At 30.3% G+C, this 17620-nt stretch carries 9 protein-coding genes; 5 read left to right on the plus strand and 4 right to left on the minus strand.

The annotated features are described in order from the left end of the window. Positions 1 to 706: 706 nt before the first annotated feature. Complete coding sequence (locus tag GQS57_RS16440) at positions 707 to 1321, minus strand: LysE family translocator (RefSeq protein WP_165733955.1); 615 nt, start codon at positions 1319 to 1321, stop codon at positions 707 to 709. A gap of 54 nt (positions 1322 to 1375) precedes the next feature. Continuing rightward, positions 1376 to 2410: a quinone-dependent dihydroorotate dehydrogenase gene (locus GQS57_RS16445; RefSeq protein ID WP_165733956.1), complete on the minus strand. Its 1035-nt coding sequence runs from the start codon at positions 2408 to 2410 to the stop codon at positions 1376 to 1378. Between the two features lie 267 nt (positions 2411 to 2677). Here GQS57_RS16445 and GQS57_RS16450 point away from each other — a divergent pair, with 267 nt between their 5' ends. Beyond that, positions 2678 to 3571: a transporter gene (locus GQS57_RS16450; RefSeq protein ID WP_165733957.1), complete on the plus strand. Its 894-nt coding sequence runs from the start codon at positions 2678 to 2680 to the stop codon at positions 3569 to 3571. A gap of 75 nt (positions 3572 to 3646) precedes the next feature. Here the strand turns inward: GQS57_RS16450 and GQS57_RS16455 are convergent, their stop codons facing one another. Next, positions 3647 to 4909 (minus strand): exo-beta-N-acetylmuramidase NamZ domain-containing protein, encoded by a 1263-nt coding sequence (locus tag GQS57_RS16455; RefSeq protein WP_165733958.1) that lies wholly within the window; start codon positions 4907 to 4909, stop codon positions 3647 to 3649. Positions 4910 to 4913: 4 nt separating this feature from the next. On the opposite strand from GQS57_RS16455, the gene GQS57_RS16460 reads away from it, so the two are divergent. The 4 genes from GQS57_RS16460 to GQS57_RS16475 all read left to right on the plus strand — a co-directional run bounded on the left by GQS57_RS16460 (position 4914) and on the right by GQS57_RS16475 (position 15800). Beyond that, on the plus strand, positions 4914 to 6149 hold the full coding sequence (locus GQS57_RS16460; RefSeq protein WP_165734009.1) for an FtsX-like permease family protein: 1236 nt from the start codon (positions 4914 to 4916) through the stop codon (positions 6147 to 6149). Between the two features lie 513 nt (positions 6150 to 6662). Beyond that, on the plus strand, positions 6663 to 10817 hold the full coding sequence (locus tag GQS57_RS16465) for a hybrid sensor histidine kinase/response regulator transcription factor (protein WP_165733959.1): 4155 nt from the start codon (positions 6663 to 6665) through the stop codon (positions 10815 to 10817). Between the two features lie 440 nt (positions 10818 to 11257). Beyond that, a complete protein-coding gene (locus tag GQS57_RS16470; RefSeq protein WP_240915513.1) occupies positions 11258 to 14242 on the plus strand; it encodes a SusC/RagA family TonB-linked outer membrane protein in 2985 nt (994 codons plus the stop codon). A gap of 19 nt (positions 14243 to 14261) precedes the next feature. After that, on the plus strand, positions 14262 to 15800 hold the full coding sequence (locus tag GQS57_RS16475; protein ID WP_165733961.1) for a RagB/SusD family nutrient uptake outer membrane protein: 1539 nt from the start codon (positions 14262 to 14264) through the stop codon (positions 15798 to 15800). A 243-nt stretch (positions 15801 to 16043) separates the two neighbouring features. Here the strand turns inward: GQS57_RS16475 and GQS57_RS16480 are convergent, their stop codons facing one another. Further along, positions 16044 to 17594, minus strand: coding sequence for a RagB/SusD family nutrient uptake outer membrane protein (locus GQS57_RS16480; RefSeq protein WP_165733962.1), 1551 nt, complete (start codon positions 17592 to 17594; stop codon positions 16044 to 16046). Positions 17595 to 17620: the final 26 nt, after the last annotated feature.

The following is a 17620-nucleotide window of genomic DNA, read 5'->3' on the forward strand; positions in this document are numbered from 1 at the left end:
AGAATTTCCACAAAGTAATTCTTAAAACCGGAATAATATGAGCTCTTATATATAGGTGCATATTTATAAATGGAATGAATTCGACGAATTGCGTGCCTTACTGATGGAGAGAAAAAGGGTTATTATGATCTTACTACTCTAAAAAAATTATGAAAAAAGTTTTTTTGACACATAGAAACATTAGTTCTGGAGTTTTGTTTGGATAATATAGTATGGAATTAAGGTGTATTTGGTTAAGACTTATATACAGTCTATATGAAAATAAATAGCATCTAATAATAAAGAACGTACTATCAACTACTTAAGACTAATAGACCTCACAGGTTTTAAAAACCTGTGAGGTCTTGGTAATGGTGTTGTCTTAAATGTTAAGGAAGTAATCTATAATGTTTATTGCCTATTAAGTCATTACTTATATATGTATTAATCCTTGAAAAGGAACTTCATTTGGCAAATTAGCTGTGTTAGGGATTGAAACGGCATCCTTTTTATATGATTATTGTAGCGATAGCAGAAATAAGCATACAAAAAGATATAGTGGAAAGCCCGACCTTTTTTATCTAAAACCTTCTTTAAATTGAAAGTGGTCATTAAATAATAACGATACTTATGTAATATAAACTAAAAAAAAGGGAACACCCAAAAGAATATTCAGATTTGAAAACTATGAGTACTATCTAAAAAGGTGAGTACTTTTTAATTTCATTTATAACAAAATCATAATTGCAATGAAGGTAAATACAATTATTTGCCCCCATTTTAGGTACACTCCTATTTTAGTGTGCTCCTTTATATAGGTAGAAATACTGCCTGCTAAAATTGCAATGAGTGAAAATACTAAAAAAGAAACGGCAATAAAAAGTGCTCCTAATGTATATAACTGAATAACATTGGAAATTGTTTTAGAAAACAAAAACTGTGGAAAAAATGCCAAAAAGAACAAAGCGACTTTAGGATTTAAAACATTCATGATAAATCCTTTTTTAAACAATTGAAAAACAGACTCTTTTGGAATATTACTATTCGATAATACTATTTTGGCATCACTTTTATAGACTTTAAACGCTAAAAAAAGCAGATAACTTGCTCCTAATAGTTTAATGATAAAGAAAAGACTTTCATTTTCTTTGATGATTGCCGATACCCCAAAAGCGACCAATGTAGTATGCACCAAACAACCAGACATTAAGCCTAAAACTGTAGCAATACCGTATTTTGTTCCGTTTACAATACTTTGTGTTAGCACGAAAATATTATCTGGTCCTGGAGAAAATGCTAAAATAGCGGTTGCAAAAGCAAAAGAGATTAGAGTTTCTGTCATAACAATTAAGTTCTTTTAAGTAGTAAATTGCTTAGTTAAACTTTTTGTTAGAATTTAAGATTGTTTTAGAATTGCTTTATTAATTCGCTTTACCAAACTTGGTCCTTCATAAATAAAACCAGTGTACACTTGTACTAAATCTGCGCCTGCATTTAGTTTTTCTAACGCATCTTTTTCTGAGTGAATACCTCCTACTCCGATTATAGGAAAAGCTTTTTTAGAGGTGTCTGCCAAATATTTAATTACAGCTGTACTTTGGTTTTTAACAGGTTGACCACTAACACCACCATTTCCTATTTCTGCTAAACGCTCTTTTGAAGCTTTTAGATTTTCTCTATTTGTAGAAGTGTTGGAAGCAATTACACCATCAATTTTTGTTTCATGCACCAATTCAATAATTTCATCTAACTGAATATTATTTAAATCTGGAGCAATTTTTAATAAAATTGGTTTTTGTACTTTTTCTTTATTATTAAGCTTCTGACAAGCAGAAATTAATTCTAATAAATAGTCTTTATCATTCAGTTTTGCGTGACTACCAACATTTGGACAGCTTACATTTAATACAAAATAATCTACATAAGGATGCAATTCTGTAAAAACCTCGCAATAATCTTGCGTATAATTTTCTGGAGTTGTTGCCGTATTTTTACCAATGTTTCCACCAATAATAACTTTTCCTTTATTCTTTTTAAGGTTTTTAATGGCAGCTTCCATTCCGTCATTATTAAAACCCATTCTATTTATAATTCCTTGATCGTCTTTTAGTCTAAACAACCTTTTTTTAGGATTGCCAACTTGTCCTTTTGGAGTTACGGTTCCTATTTCTATAAATCCGAAACCAAAATTTGCCAATTCATTATACAAAACTGCATTTTTATCGAAACCTGCCGCCAAACCTACTGGGTTCTTAAAGGTTATTCCGAATAACGTTTTCTCTAATCGTTTGTCATCAACCACATATAAACTTCTGAATATAGAAGGAACGAAAGGAATTTTACAAAGTGTTTTGACTAAAGAAAAAGTGAAGTAATGAATTTTTTCTGGATCGAATAAAAAGAAAATCGGTCTTACAATAGATTTGTACATGCTTTACTAGAATTATTTTAAGTAGCTTATTTCTAGTTTTCAAAATTACAAATTTTATAATGATAAAACTCTAAAACCTATTTCAAATAAAAAATCAAAAAATTTTAAAAAAAATAATCTTTTTTTAAAATTGATAACACACTCAAAAAGAGGTAGAAATAAAAAATATTTTCTTTTCTATTTTTCTATTTCAGAAAAGAAAAAAATTATCTTGTAATGTAAATAATTAGCACTCGACAAAGAAACCTAACTATTAAAAAACACAAAATGAAAACAAGTAAAATAGTATTAGGGTTGGTTTTTGGACTAGCTTTAACAGCACAAACTAATGCACAAGGATTGTTAGATGGTTTTACTCCAAAAAAAGGAGATTTATCTGTAACAGCTTCTTATACCTCTAGTAATTATGAAAAATTTTATGCTGGAAAAACTAAAATGGATGCAGTGCCTGCACATAATGAAATTGATCAAAACATATACAGTTTATACGCAAAATATGGTATTACAAACAAATTATCTGTTGTTTTAAATGCACCTTACATTTCTGCAGAAGGAAATGGTGTTGCAGATCCTTTTAACGGAACTACTAAACAAGATGGTTTTCAAGATATTTCTGTTGGATTAAAATACAATGCGTATACTTTTGATTTTGATAAATTAAATTTAGATGTTATAACGGGTTTAAGTGTTGATATTCCTACAGGTTACGAAGCAAACGGAATTTTATCTCTTGGTAATAATACATTTTCTACTAATTTAACTGCCGGTTTACATTTACAAAATAATGATGGTCTTTTTGCAACTTTTTTAAATTCTTACCAATTTAAAGGAGATGCAGATAATACTGCTGGTGGGGCTGATTTTGATGTACCAAATGCTTATTATGCAACAACTAAAATAGGATATGCAAGTTCTTTTATTTATGTAGAAGGTTGGTTAGATTATTTAGCTTCTACTGATGGTGTAGATATTAGTGATGCTACTTTTGGAGGAAATTTTCCTGAAACTAAAGTAGAATACACAAGATTAGGTGCAACTATTTATAAGAACATTATTCCAGAATTAGGAGCTAGTGTTGGTGTAAGTAGTGTAATTGATGGACGTAATATTGGTAAATCTACCAACTTTTCTGTTGGATTAACTTACAACCTTAACATATAGATTTCTTTTAATACCATTAAAAAAGCTCGTAAGAAATTACGAGCTTTTTTATTTTAAACTATTGAAGTTCTTTTTTTACTGATAAATCAAGTACTTACTTCTAACTACTTTAAACGCTTCCAGATCTTTCTCCCAGGTTTTTCTAATTTCATTTTCAGAGACTCCTTTTTCTATTTGTTGTTTCAGCTTTTTTGTACCCGCTAATTTTGTAAAGAAATTATTAAAAAACTCATTAGAAGTATTCTGTTTGTAAGCCTTTATTAAAAACGACAAGTCTAATCTATTAAGACGCTCTACTTCTTGTAAATTTTCTCCGTAGCATAATATGTTTTTATATTTTGGATATTTTGCACCTTCATTTACTTTTGGAGTAAAAGTAAATTCGCTTTTTGCTAAATACGGAGAACCATAAATTTGGAATTGCATTTCTGTTCCTCTTCCTGCAGACACATTTGTTCCTTCGAAAAAACACAAACTAGCGTAGAGATTTATACTTTTATCATTTGGTAAATTTGGTGACGGTTTTATCGGTAAACTATACTCCGTTTGATGATTGTAATTACCTACAGGAATTACTGTTAAATCACAATGAATTCCGTTTTTAAGCCATTTTTCACCATTTATCATTTTTCCATATTCGCCAATAGTCATTCCGTAAACCACCGGAACTTTATGCATTCCTACAAAAGACGTATGCTCTAGTTCTAAAACAGGACCATCTATATAATATGCATTGGGGTTTGGTCTGTCTAACAAAATCACTTGGATTCCTTGTTCTGCACAAGCTTCCATTACATAATGCAAAGAAGAAATATAGGTATAAAAACGAGCACCGACATCTTGAATATCAAAAACTACAACGTCAATTCCTTTTAATTGTGCTGCTGAAGGTTTTTTATTTTTACCGTAAAGCGATATAATTGGTAAACCTGTTTTGGTGTCAAATCCGTCTTTTACAACTTCGCCAGCATCTGCTTTCCCTCTAAAACCGTGTTCTGGTGCAAAAACTTTTTTTACATTTATTCCTTTATAATTATGTAAATAATCTACCAAGTGATGCGTAACTTTTTTAGCCCCCATAACATTAGGTGCTACTTCCGCTCTCTGAATAACAGACAAAACAGAAGTTTGATTTGCAACAATTGCTACATTTTTATTTTTTAATAAACTGAGATACAAATGAGTACTTTCTGCTCCCACCTTTACAGTTATTTGTTCACTTTCGACTTTTAATCCAGCACTTTCAACTGGTGTAATTTGAGCATAAGAAATCAGCTGAAAATTCAGCATTAGAAATAAGAATAAATATGTACTTTTGAAAGGTTTAAAATCTATCATCAATTTGAATTACGAGTTATTTATTGCAAAACGCATTATTGCCGGTAAAAAGTATAAAAATAGCATATCATCTCCAATAATAAAAATTGCAATCACAGCAATTGCCTTGGGAATAATTATTATGCTAATTTCTGTTGCAACTGGCGCTGGCTTGCAATATAAAATTCGTGATAAAATGGCTGGTTTTAAAGGCCATGTTCAAATTATTAATTACGATGCTAATAATTCTGATGTTTCAACGGTTCCTGTTGATAAAAACCAAGATTTTTATCCGAAGTTTAAAAATGTAGACGGAATTAAAAACATTCAGGTTTTTGCTAATAAAGCAGGAATTTTAAGAACAGAAACAGAATTTGAAGGCATTATTTTTAAAGGAGTTTCTACAGATTACGATTGGACTTTTTTTAACGAGTATTTAGTTGAAGGTAGAACCCCAAATTTTAATCAAGATAGAACCAAAGAGGTTTTATTGTCTCAAACAATAATGAATCGTTTACAGTTGAAATTAAACGATGTTGTTTTAGCTACTTTTATAAAAACTTCTACTAGTAAGCTACCATCAAACAGAAAATATACCATAGTAGGAATCTACAATTCTGGTTTTGCAGAATTTGATAAATCTATGATGATTGGCGACATCCGAGAAGTCCAAAATCTAAATAAATGGACAGAAAATGAAGTTGGAGGTTTTGAGGTTATTCTAAATAGTTTCGATAAAATCGAAGAAAAAGGAGAAGAAATTTACAGTAATATTGGTGCAACTTTGAATAGTAAAACTATTTTAGATAGTTACCCTGCTGTATTTGAATGGATAGAACTTTTTGACAATAATGTGTGGTTTATTATTGCCATTATGATCTTAGTTGCAGGCATAAATATGATTACTGCCCTACTCGTTTTAATTTTAGAACGCGTACAGATGATTGGTATTTTAAAAGCCTTAGGAAGCACGAATACAAGCATCCGTAAAATATTTTTATACAACGCTTCGTACCTTATTTTAAAAGGCCTATTCTGGGGAAACATCATTGGTTTGTCTATCCTTTTTATACAATATTACTTTGAGCTAATTACATTAAATCCGGAGACCTATTATGTAACTACAATGCCTGTTTACATCTCTCTAAAAGCTATTTTATTGCTAAATATTGGTACCTTAATTATGTCTTTTTTAATGCTGATTATTCCATCATATATAATTACTAAAATTCAGCCTTCTAAGTCTATTAAGTTTGCTTAAATCTCTTTATTAAAACAATATTCTTTATTTAATTTGTTTATTAAAATTTCACAACGTTTTAGTTAAATGAAAATTACTGCACTTTATTTTAAATTTAAATAAGACAAACAGAAAAACAATAATACTTATAAATAGGTATTATTGTTTTTCTGTTTTATAAAAGGTTTCTACAACAAAAGTAGCGCTTTTAATACCTGTAAATCATTCTCTTATATTTATTTCTGAAGTAGAAAGCAACATCTCTTTCATTAGATGTTTAATTTGTTGCACTTTAATTTATTTACAAAAGCTATCTTTAGATCTAATTTGTAAAGCTTCCCCTACTTTCAAGTTAAAAAGTTGATTACATTTATAATTAAATAATAACATTCCAAAAATATATTTATCTAACTACCTATTATTTAGATAAAAAAATGGATTTTTATTAGAACATCCTCCAAATAAATCTAAAATCAACTTGAAATAATTAGGTTTAAAAATGTAATATTACAGTAACTATTAAATTATTAGTTTATGAAAAACCTCTTGGTTTTAATACTATTTTTGTCTTCCATAATTAACTATGCACAAAAACCTTATAAAGAATTTCAGTTTGTAAATATTAAGGAAGGCATACCTAAAGTGGGCGTCTCATCCATTGTGCAAGACAACCAAGGGTTTATTTGGATTGGTACTACTGGAACCGGTTTATATAAATTTGATGGTATAGACTATACTCCTTATAAATTTGATTTTGAAAACACTTATTCTTTAAGCAATAATTTAGTACAATGTCTTTTTTTAGACAGTAAAAATAGACTGTGGTGCGGAACAGAAAATGGATTAAATTTATACGATAGAGATTTAGATCATTTTAAAAAAGTACAATTAAATACTGATCTTGACTATAAAGAAAATGTATTCGCTTTAGAAGAAGATGCTGCTGGTAATTTGTTAGTAGGAACAGACAGAAAAGGTCTTTACAAATTAGACATTAATACACTTTTAACAGAAAGAATTTTAAATAAAAAATCTCCAGACTTATCGATTACTAGTATAAGACACACAAAGCAAGGCAAAACTTTTGTAGGCACAAACCTTGGTTTAAAAGAAATTGACTTTATACATAATAAACTAATTGACACTAGAATTTTTGCTGGTGAAGAAAAATCTATTAATCACGCAATTTCTAACTTGTATATAGACGCTAAAGACAATTTATGGATTGGCTTTGAAAGAGAAAATGGCGTCTACAAATGTGGCCTTACCAATGATAGAAATAACAATATAATACGCTTAAATAAATTTGATATTACGTCGAAAAAAATCATGAAAATAATTCAATTATCAGATAGTACATTGATGATTGGAACAGAGAATGATGGTCTTTTTCACTTAGAAGAGAATGGCGATGTTATTAAAAATTATGTTTCAAATAAAACAGAAGAAAACAGTATTTTACATAATTCTATTTGGGAACTTTTTATAGATAAAAATGATAGAATTTGGATGGGATACTTTAACAGTGGTGTTGCCGTTAGCGATAAACTCTATGATAAATTTAAAGACATAAAAAGCTTACCTAATAAAAATAATTCGTTAACAATCCCCTCCGTTTCAAGTGTTGTAAAAGACAAAACTGGTAATTTATGGATTTCTACAGATGGCGGTGGTATTGATGTTTACAACCCTAAAAACGCTAAAATAACTCATATCAATAAAGAAAATAACACTGTTTATTCGGGACTTAATTCTAATTACATTGTGAGTTTGTTTTTAGATTCTAAAAATAATTTATGGGCAGGAAGCTGGGATAATGGTATTTATCTTTTAAAAAACGGATCTAAAAAATTCATAAATTTCAGTAAACATAATCCTGTAAAAAACTTTAAAGCAAATACGGTAAGAAGTTTTTCCGAAGATTCTAAAGGTACCATTTGGATTGCTACTTTTTTTGAAGGACTACACTCTTACACCCCAACTACAAACACTTTTACAAAATTTAATTCTAAAGAATTTGTAGCTCATCAATCTTTATGCAATAAACTTATGGTAGTTTTTGTAGATGCAGAAGATGCTATTTGGGTAGGAACTGCCGATGGTCTGTTTAGAATAACAAGATTAGAAAATGATACCTTTAATGTTGTTTCTTTAAAAACTAGAATGCAGAAAGAATATGGTCACTTATCTGACGTCAGTCATATTTTAAGTATTTATGAATCTTCTAAAAATGAAATTTGGATTGGAACAAGAGGAGCAGGACTTTGTAGGTACAATAAAAAAGAAGACACCTATACATGGTATAATAAATCGAAAGGTTTTGAGGAAGAGAATATTGCTGCAATCATAGAAGATAATGATAAAAATATTTGGGTTAGTGGTAACTCTGGACTTACAAAAATTGACATAGAAGAAGAAAAATTTACTAATTATACATCAAATGACGGTTTACTTTCTAATGATTTTAATTTTGGAGCAGTTTTAAAAGATGAAAAAGGTATTTTGTATTTTGGTGATTTTAAGGGGTTAGATTATTTTAATCCTAAAGAAATAGCCACAAATGCGAGCTTACCTTCTCTGCATTTTACAGATTTTAAATTGTTTAATGAAAAAGTAATTCCTCTTACTGAAAACTCTCCATTAGAAAAAGTTATTTCAGAGACAAAAAATATTCAACTTTCACATACGCAATCTGTATTTACCATTGAATATACTGGTTTGAACTATACAAGACCAGAAAAAAATAATTATGCTTATTATTTAGAAGGTTATGAAACTACTTGGAATTACGTTGGACATAAAAGAAATGCGACCTATACAAATTTAGATCATGGAGATTATATTTTTAAACTCAAAGCCTCTAATAATGACGGTGTTTGGAGTAACGTACCATTAGAATTAAACATTACCATTCTTCCACCTTGGTGGAAAACCAACTGGGCAATATTAGGCTATATTCTAGTGTTTTTATTATGCATTTATTTACTAAACAGCTTAACTCAACAAAGAATAAAAGAAAAAGAAATATTAAAAAATGAACGTTTAGCACAAAGTCAAAATGATGAATTGAATCAAAAGAAACTTCAATTTTTTACAAATATTTCTCATGAATTTAGAACACCATTAACACTAATTATAAACCCTATTAAAGATATTATTAGCAACAAAGAATTAGACCTACCACAAAGTGTTAAAAATAAGCATGCAATCATCTACAAAAATACAAACAGACTTTACAGGTTGATAAATGAATTAATGGATATTAGAAAATTAGAGCATAATAAGATGAAAATTAGAGCCTCTAAAATTAATTTAATTGAGTTTTCTAAAAACATTGCGAACTATTTTCAAGAAGAAACAACCAATAAAAATATTTTATTAAGTGTAGATTCAGATGTACCAGATTTAAGTGTTTGGGCAGATGAAAAGATGTTAGAAAAAATCATATTCAACCTCTTATCTAATGCAATAAAGGCAACTCCCATAGGAGGTGCAATAAATATTGATTTATTTTCTAATCACAAACGATACCTCTTACCTTTAATTGATAAAAAGCAACCAGTGGAAGTAATAGAAATAGTAATTTCTGATACAGGAACAGGATTAAACGAACAAGAAGTTGAAAAAATATTTGAACGCTTTTATCAAGTAGAAGATCAAAACAAAACCTATATCGGTGGAACTGGAATTGGTTTAGAAGTAGTAAAGAGTTTTGTGTACCTCCATAAAGGAGACATCAAGGTAGAAAGTAAAGTAGGTTCTGGCACCACATTTAAAATACTATTACCAACTGGTAATGCTCATTATACAGAAGATCAAATTATATATGAAAATGAGAAGAAAGTAAATATAAAAGAACAATTCTTATTAATTACTCCAGAAGACACAGGAATTCCAATTACAGAAGCATCTAAACTAACTAAAACTAAGACCATTTTAATTGTTGAAGATAATATAGAATTATTAGATTATTTAAAAATAGAATTAAGTAAAGAATACAAGGTTTTTGTTGCTGGTAATGGTAAAGAAGGCGTTAAAATGGCAAAAGAAACCTTACCAGATGCAATTATTACAGATGTGGTAATGCCAGAAATGGATGGTTTTGAATTTTGTAAAACAATAAAAACAGATGCCTCTACAAGCCACATTCCTGTAATGATGTTAACCGCAAGAACAACCATAGAAAATAGAATTGAAGGTATAGAAAATGGTGCTGATGCTTATATGATTAAACCATTCGATTTAAAATTATTAAAACTTCGTTTGTCACAATTAATTACAAGTAGACAATTAATTTTCGATAAATTTTTTGGAGCAATAAGTGGTGCTGATGAAAAAATAAACTCCAACTCTATAGATAAAGAATTTATACAAAAACTATTAGAATATATAAATAATAATATTTCGGACTCTAACTTAAGTGTAGAAGAGTTGGCATCACAATTAAAACTAAGCAGGAGTCAATTATACAGAAAAATAAAAGCAATAACAGGTCAAACCGTTAATGAATTTATTAGAAAAATAAGATTAGAAAGAGCTAAACAAATTTTAGATTCTGGCAGAGGCAATATTAGTGAAGCATGTTTTAGTGTAGGTTTTTCTTCCCCATCCTATTTCTCTAAATGCTTTAAAGCTCATTTTGGAATTTTACCTTCTGAAATAGAAATAAAAAAAGACATAAATATCTAATTATAAAACCATAACAACACCCAGAAAACTACTTTTAAAGTACGTCTTATTGTATTAGTAATACAAATAAGTTCCTTTTAAAACATTGCAATAGTAAAATTGAAGCGGACAATGAATTAAATGTAGCATACGTGTTAAATAAAGGTTAAATAGCTACAATTGTTTTAAAAGCTGTTTTTTTTGTGATATAAAATATTGATTTGTTCTTATAAATTTGAAGAGTACGACAATGTTTATGGAACAGAAAAAGTTTAAAAATAAAATATTTTACGAGGTACTATTAGTAATTATTATGTTATTACTATTGATAGTATTACTTAATTTATAATACATTTTTTTTAGTTGCTACATTGTTTATCAAAACAAGTATTTTAATTAACCAATTAATATGAATGATGATAAAATTTAAAGTCACGATTATTGCATGCCTAATATTATGTATGCAGAATGTTTTTTCGCAAAGCAAGACAATTACTGGTCAGGTAACGGATTCCGCAGGAAACACTTTACCGGGAGTATCAGTTGTAATTAAGGGAACTATTAAAGGTACAAATGCAGATTTTGAGGGAAATTACTCAATAGCAAACGTTTCTCCAGAAAATGAGTTAGTTTTTTCTTATTTAGGAATGAATTCTCAAACAATTCTTGTGGGAACCAGTACAAAGATAGATGTAATTTTACAAGACAACCTAGAGTCTTTAGACGAGATTGTAGTTGTTGGGTATGGTAGTAAGAAAAAGAGTTTAGTTACCGGAGCAATTTCTAGTATCGACTCTAAACAAATTAAAAGTTCTTCTAATCAAAGAGTAGAGTCTGTATTACAAGGTAGAACATCTGGTGTTACGGTATCGTCTTCTTCTGGTTCACCAGGTTCTGGTGCAAAAATAAGAATTCGTGGTGCGGGTTCTAGTGGAAATTCAGAGCCTTTATTTATAGTAGATGGTATGAAAGCATCATCTATTGCAGATATTGCTCCTTCAGATATTGCAAATATCGAAATACTAAAAGATGCTGCTTCTGCTGCAATCTATGGTACAGAAGGTGCAAATGGTGTAGTTATTATAACAACTAAAAGAGGACGAAAAGGAGGATTACAAGTGTCTTTTAATTCTCAAATAGGTGTTCAATTTTTAAAAACAGATATGGAGTTAATGAATGCTTCACAATTTGTTCAGTACATGAACGAAGCAGGATTAACAAGTGTAACAGACAATGGCTATGATACAGATTGGATAGAAGAAACCTTCTCTCCTGCCATTATGCACAGAAATGACATTAACCTATCTGGAGCTACAGAAAAATTTTCTTATTTTACTTCTGCCTCTCATTTAGATCAAGATGGTATTGTTGGCAATGGAAACTCTTCTTTTAAAAGATCTACTTTTAGAGTAAACTTAAAAGGGGATGTTGCTAAATGGTTAGAAGTAGGTGTTAATTCTACCTATTCTTCTTCAGATAAGAGTGGGATTCAAGAAAATAGTGACACTAGAGGTGTAATTCAAAATATGCTTATTTTAGATCCATTAACACCCGTCACTTATGCTAACGGTTCCGTACCACAATCTGTTATAGACCGCTCTAACACAAATGGTGTTCCGGTATTAAAAGATGCAAATGGTAATGTTTATGGATACCCAAGTTATTCTACTGGAGAGGTTGTAAATCCTGTTGCCTATGCAAATAACATTAACAAAACTACTGTAGATGCTTATCAATTTTTAACCTCTGCTTATTTAAAATTTAAACCTTTTGAAGGCTTTTCTTTTACAACAAGATTTGGATATGACAAAAATCAATGGGATACAAGGAACATGATCAATCCATATTATGTTTCTTCAGAAGCATCAAACACAACGTATTCTGGTTCTCAAAACGTTGTAGAATCTAAAAGATGGTTATGGGAAAATTTTGCTTCTTATGAGAAAGCCTTAGGGAATCATAATTTTGTTTTATTAGCAGGATATTCTGCAGAAGAAACAAGAGTAACAACTCCCACTTCTAGAAGTGGTTCTGCTTCTATTGCAGATTTTGTTGGCTTTAATTTTGACTTACCAGAATTTAACACTCAAGTAAATCAAATAGATCCATCACCAGATAATATGGTGTCTATATTTGGTAGACTTTCTTATGATTATTTAGGAAAGTATTTATTTGAAGCTTCTATTAGAAGAGATAAATCAGATAAATTTCCAATAGCAAATAAAGCGGGTACTTTTCCTGCATTTTCTGCAGGTTGGGTAGCTTCAAACGAAGATTTCTGGAATAGAGAATCTAAAATAGATTATTTAAAATTAAGAGCAAGTTGGGGGCAAAATGGAAGTAGAAGTAACTTAAATGGTAACTCAGATAAAACATATATTACCTCTATAATTAACGGACAAAATATTGATTATTTAGGAAATATAGGTGCTCAGATTACAGGATATTCAAACCTTAACTTAGTGTGGGAAACTTCTGAGCAGTTAGATTTAGGAGTAGATTTAAGAGCCTTAGATAACCGATTAACTTTTGCCGCAGACTATTACAAGAAAACAACTAGAGATGCTATTATTAACGACGGTTCTTTAATTACACCAGGTTCGGCAGGTTTCCTTTCTAATGAATTTAATTCTGGTACCATAGAAAATAAAGGTTTCGAATTTGAATTAGGCTATGGAGATACTACACAAAGTGGACTTAGCTACAACATTAATGCAAACTTATCTACTCTACAAAACAAAGTGACAGAGATTCTATTTGTACCAGAGGGGACTTCTCTTGCAGGTGCTGGGGCTCCTCAAAATCCTGATGGAATTACAAGGTTTACAGAAGGACAACCTTCTTGGTATTTCTATGGATACGAAACAGATGGAATTGACACTGCAACTGGTGAAGTTATAAAAGTAGACACCAATAAAGATGGAAGCATTACAAATGCTGATAAAACAAATATAGGATCACCGCATCCAGATGTTTTATTTGGTGGAAACATCAGTTTAGCGTATAAAGCGTTTGATTTTAACCTACAATTTCAAGGAACATTGGGTAATGATATTATTTCAACGTATCATCAACCGTCTAGACCAATTACAAACAAACCGGTACATTTCTTTAATGAAAGATGGACACAACCAGGTGACGTAGCTACCTACCCAGGAGCCGCTAATGTAATTGCTTCTTATGACACAGATTTAATGGTAGAAGATGGCTCTTTTATGAGAATTAAACAAATTCAATTTGGATATTCTTTGCCGAAAAATACTATTGAAAAAATGCATATTAACAACTTAAGGTTTTACGTTTCTCTAGATGACTTTTTCACCTTTACAGGTTACAAAGGCTTAGATCCAGAAATTGGAAATTTCAACTATAATTCTATTGGTGTAGATAGAGGTTTTTACCCTACGGCTGCAAAAGTAGTATTCGGACTCTCTCTAGACTTTTAATAAAAACAACATACATATTATGAAAAAAACAATTTTAACAATTATTGGAGTTCTTTTTCTAGGGATTATATCTTGTAGCGAAGAATTTACAGAAAACCCAAGAATAAATGTTGATGATTTAGACACCTTTTTTCTTGAAGAGGAGAATGTAGAATCTGCTGTTATAGGCATCTATGATTTAATGCAATTTAATTATGCTGTAGACTGGAGTAGTGTTTTTTTAGTAAAGCTGCTTCCTGGAGACGATGCAAATGCTGCAGGTGGTAATGCAGACGATCAGTCTCAACTGCAAGCTATAGATGATTATGTAGATGTATCTTCTTCTAATGCTTCGATAACTAGTGTTTGGGATCTTTTTTACAGAACTATCTCATTATCAAACCTAGTTATAAACAACATTGCAGATAGTGATTTAAGTAACAAAAACAGAGCTTTAGCTGAAGCGAAGTTTATGAGAGCTTGGTGTTATTTCGAATTGACAACCATGTTTGGTGAAGTTCCTTTAAGATTAACAGTACCAGAAAAAGCAGAAGATTTTGGAATCGTAAAATCATCTAGAGCAGATATATATACCCAAATTGAACTAGATTTAACTGCTGCAATTGCAGATTTACCTGGCAAAGGAGCATCAGATAGTTTTAGAGCAACAAAGGAAACTGCAGAAGCACTAATGGGTAAAGTACTCGTTTTTCAAGAAAAGTATAGCCAATCAATTCCATATTTTGAATCTGTAATTCTTAATCCTGCTATCGATTTAGAAGCAAACCCCGCAGATGTTTGGAGCATTAATCATGAATTTGGAAAAGAATCATTATTCGAAATAGGATATATTTCTACAACTGCAAGAGATTGGGGTAACTTTGCCTGGGGAGGTAGAAATGAAAGTAATCTACACATTCAATTAATGGGACCAAGAGGAGATGGGATCTTTGATCTTACTGGTACAGATCTTATTAATGGATGGGGATTTAACTTACCATCAGAAAAATTAATAAATGCTTTTGAAGATGCAGGAGACATAGACAGAAAAGCTGCAACTATTATGACAGAAGCTGAGTTAATTGATGCAGGCGGAAGTGTAAACGCTTCATTAGCTACAGGAGGAGTAATTTGGGATTATGAAGGAGCTATAAGAATAAAATACGCAACAAAATCTGAAGACACTAGTGAAGATGGTATTAAAGAATTAAATTACAGTACTAATTTTAGGTTATTTAGATATGCAGAAGTTTTATTATTAGCTGCAGAAGCATATAATAAAGACGGGCAAGACTCTAAAGCAAGAATAGAATTAGATAAAGTTAGAAATAGAGCTGGTTTAGGTAATATTAATAGTAATACTAGTGGTACCGATTTATTTGATGCTATTGTAAATGAAAAATTCTTAGAATTAGCACACGAAGGTCAACGTTTTTGGGACTTAGTGAGATGGGGGAAAGCAGCAACAGAATTGTCTGGTACTGGCTATACTTCTAAAAATGATCTATTCCCTATTCCTATTACAGAGATAGATAAAAACCCAGAATTATCTGATGCAGATCAAAATCCGGGATACTAATAATATATAAATATCCCCTAATTTATTTAAAAAGAATAAAGCAGTATGAATAATATTTTCATGCTGCTTTATTTATTTAAAAACAAAAACTCAGAAGAAGCTCTTTCTTATTAACTATTGCATCAACTTCATATTATTCAATCAAAAATAATAGAGAATAAACCTTATTTTAGAAATATAATATACCTCTGCCTAAAATAACTTTAAAGAGAGGTGATATTATATTAAATCTTTTTTTGGTTTTTAATAACCTGAATTTTGCACAAAATTATCATTTTTATTCATCTCGTTTTGTGGAATCGGTAACAAATATCTAAACTTATTAAAGTTAGAATGAGGTTCTAATCCATCAGCATTAAAAACTTTATCACCTAAATCTAAACGAACAATATCGTACCATCTTTTAAATTCAAAGGCAAGTTCTACACGTCTTTCTTCTATAATTGTAGTTCTTAAATTATCTGTATTTATACCAGAATCAACATCCTCAGGGAAACTAGAAGGAGCATAAATTCCATAACCACTACCATCAAAATTAATAGTACCAGCATTTCTTGCTCGCTTTCTAATCTGATTTACAAATCCTACAGATGCTGTAGTTAAACCTAATTCATTAGCAGATTCTGCAGCAATTAATAAAACCTCAGCATATCTAAAAGCAACAAAATCTAAATCTGATCTCCAGCCAGCAGTTGTTCTACCATCTCCCGGAAATCTATTAAATTTCGAAATATGCGGTCTTGCAATTTCGAAATCTGTATAAGGTCTAACAATGTCAGTCCCATCATTTAAAATTAAAGAATCTGCTAAACTTACTTTTAATCGATAATCTCTAACATCCCAATTATTGTAAACATTAACATGAGGTACTAACATACTCCAACCTCTAATTGGTTTTACTCCGCCTTCGACTCCAGTAAATGGACCAACTTTATTATCGTTTTCATAAGTAACCGGATTTGGATTTTGTCCTGTTTGATTACTTGTAAAATCTATGGTAAAAATATCTTCTGTAGAAGTCCATTGTTCGCTATTTCTAAATATATTTTGAAAATCATCTTGCAAAGCATAATTTAATTCGCCAGCATTGTCAATTACCCATTTCGCATTTTCGTATGATTTTTCCCAATTTCCTAAAGTCAGATAAATAGAAGATAAATAGGTAGCAGCTGTACCTTTAGAAGGTCTAGATTTTACATTTCCTCTAGAAGTCATTTCTAAATTATCAAAAGCAAACGTCATATCTTCAATAATTTTAGCAAAAACCTCTTCTTTTGTAGATTGTTTTATACTTAAAGGATCTGCAATATCTGGATTATCGATATAAGGAATGTTCTCATAAAGCCTTACCAAATGATAGTATAAAAATGCACGAACAAATCTTGCTTCTCCTTCTACCAAATTTTTATCAGCCTCACTTGTATCTTCTAAAAGACCAATACCTTTTATTGCTGTATTTGCTGTTGCAATTGTTTGGTAAGAGGATGCCCAAATATCGTTTACATAAGAATTTGTAGGTGTTACTAAAAAAGGACTAAACTCGGCATAATCACCAAATTCATATCCATTATCTACCATATCACTCATTAATTGTAACGGAACTGTAAGTCCGGCTCCGTAATAACTAGAAGAAGCCATTAAACCGTAAGTACCATCTATCATTGGATACACATCATCTACTGTATTAAAAAATCCTTCTGGAGTTAAAGATCCTTCTGGAGTTTCATCTAAATCTACACAACTAACCATAAAAGTTAAAACAGCTAAGGCAGATAATTTTATTATATTATTCATAATTATAATTTCAAATTTTTATTAAA

Origin of the sequence: Polaribacter sp. 20A6 (genome assembly GCF_011378915.1) — a bacterium.
Lineage (GTDB): Bacteria > Bacteroidota > Bacteroidia > Flavobacteriales > Flavobacteriaceae > Polaribacter > Polaribacter sejongensis.

Excerpts from the sequence above, each read along its gene's own strand:
- GQS57_RS16475 (WP_165733961.1), top strand. The coding sequence starts at position 14,262 with ATGAAAAAAACAATTTTAACAATTATTGGAGTTCTTTTTCTAGGGATT.
- GQS57_RS16470 (WP_240915513.1), top strand. The coding sequence starts at position 11,258 with ATGCAGAATGTTTTTTCGCAAAGCAAGACAATTACTGGTCAGGTAACG.
- GQS57_RS16465 (WP_165733959.1), top strand. The coding sequence starts at position 6,663 with ATGAAAAACCTCTTGGTTTTAATACTATTTTTGTCTTCCATAATTAAC.
- GQS57_RS16445 (WP_165733956.1), bottom strand. The coding sequence starts at position 2,410 with ATGTACAAATCTATTGTAAGACCGATTTTCTTTTTATTCGATCCAGAA.
- GQS57_RS16480 (WP_165733962.1), bottom strand. The coding sequence starts at position 17,594 with ATGAATAATATAATAAAATTATCTGCCTTAGCTGTTTTAACTTTTATG.
- GQS57_RS16455 (WP_165733958.1), bottom strand. The coding sequence starts at position 4,909 with ATGATAGATTTTAAACCTTTCAAAAGTACATATTTATTCTTATTTCTA.
- GQS57_RS16440 (WP_165733955.1), bottom strand. The coding sequence starts at position 1,321 with ATGACAGAAACTCTAATCTCTTTTGCTTTTGCAACCGCTATTTTAGCA.
- GQS57_RS16450 (WP_165733957.1), top strand. The coding sequence starts at position 2,678 with ATGAAAACAAGTAAAATAGTATTAGGGTTGGTTTTTGGACTAGCTTTA.